The sequence below is a fragment of the Streptomyces anandii JCM 4720 genome, from assembly GCF_014650655.1.
Classification (GTDB): domain Bacteria; phylum Actinomycetota; class Actinomycetes; order Streptomycetales; family Streptomycetaceae; genus Streptomyces; species Streptomyces anandii.
This window is the reverse complement of sequence record NZ_BMVJ01000010.1, coordinates 87,930-88,726: the sequence shown is the minus strand read 5'-3', so window position 1 is coordinate 88,726 and position 797 is coordinate 87,930. Positions and strand designations below refer to the sequence as shown.

1 protein-coding gene is annotated in these 797 nt (G+C 68.1%); it reads left to right on the top strand.

All coding sequences use genetic code 11. The annotated features are described in order from the left end of the window. A partial coding sequence (locus tag IE249_RS37840; RefSeq protein ID WP_308434374.1) for a glycoside hydrolase family 48 protein occupies positions 1–797 on the top strand: 797 nt, incomplete at both ends.

Below are 797 nucleotides of genomic sequence, written 5' to 3'. Positions count from 1 at the left end.
TCGCTCACCTTCACCCCGGACGACTGGAACACCGCGCAGAAGGTGACCGTCACCGCGGACTCCTCCGGCACCGGCTCGGCGACCTTCACGGCCTCCGCGCCCGGCCACGCCAAGGCCACGGTCACCGTGACCGAGCTGGCCGCCGCCAAGACGTACGACGCCCGCTTCCTGGACCTGTACGGCAAGATCACCGACCCCGCGAACGGCTACTTCTCGCCCCAGGGCATCCCGTACCACTCGGTGGAGACACTGATCGTGGAGGCGCCCGACTACGGCCACGAGACCACCTCGGAGACCTACAGCTACCTGCTGTGGCTGCAGGCGATGTACGGCAAGGTGACGGGCGACTGGTCGAAGTTCAACGGCGCCTGGGCGCTGATGGAGAAGTACATGATCCCCACCCACGCCGACCAGCCGACCAACTCCTTCTACAACGCCTCCAAGCCGGCCACCTACGCGCCCGAGGAGGACACCCCCGACCAGTACCCGGCGAAGCTCGACCCCTCGGTCGCGGTGGGCTCCGACCCGATCGCGGGCGAGCTGAAGTCGGCGTACGGCACGGACGACGTCTACGGCATGCACTGGATCGAGGACGTCGACAACGTCTACGGCTACGGCGACACCCCGGGCGGCACCTGCGAGGGCGGTCCGTCGGCCGGCGGTCCTTCGTACCTCAACACCTTCCAGCGCGGCCCGCAGGAGTCGGTCTGGGAGACGGTGCCCCAGCCCCCCTGTGACGCCTTCAAGTACGGCGGGAAGAACGGCTACCTCGACCTGTTCACCGGGGACTCCTCGTA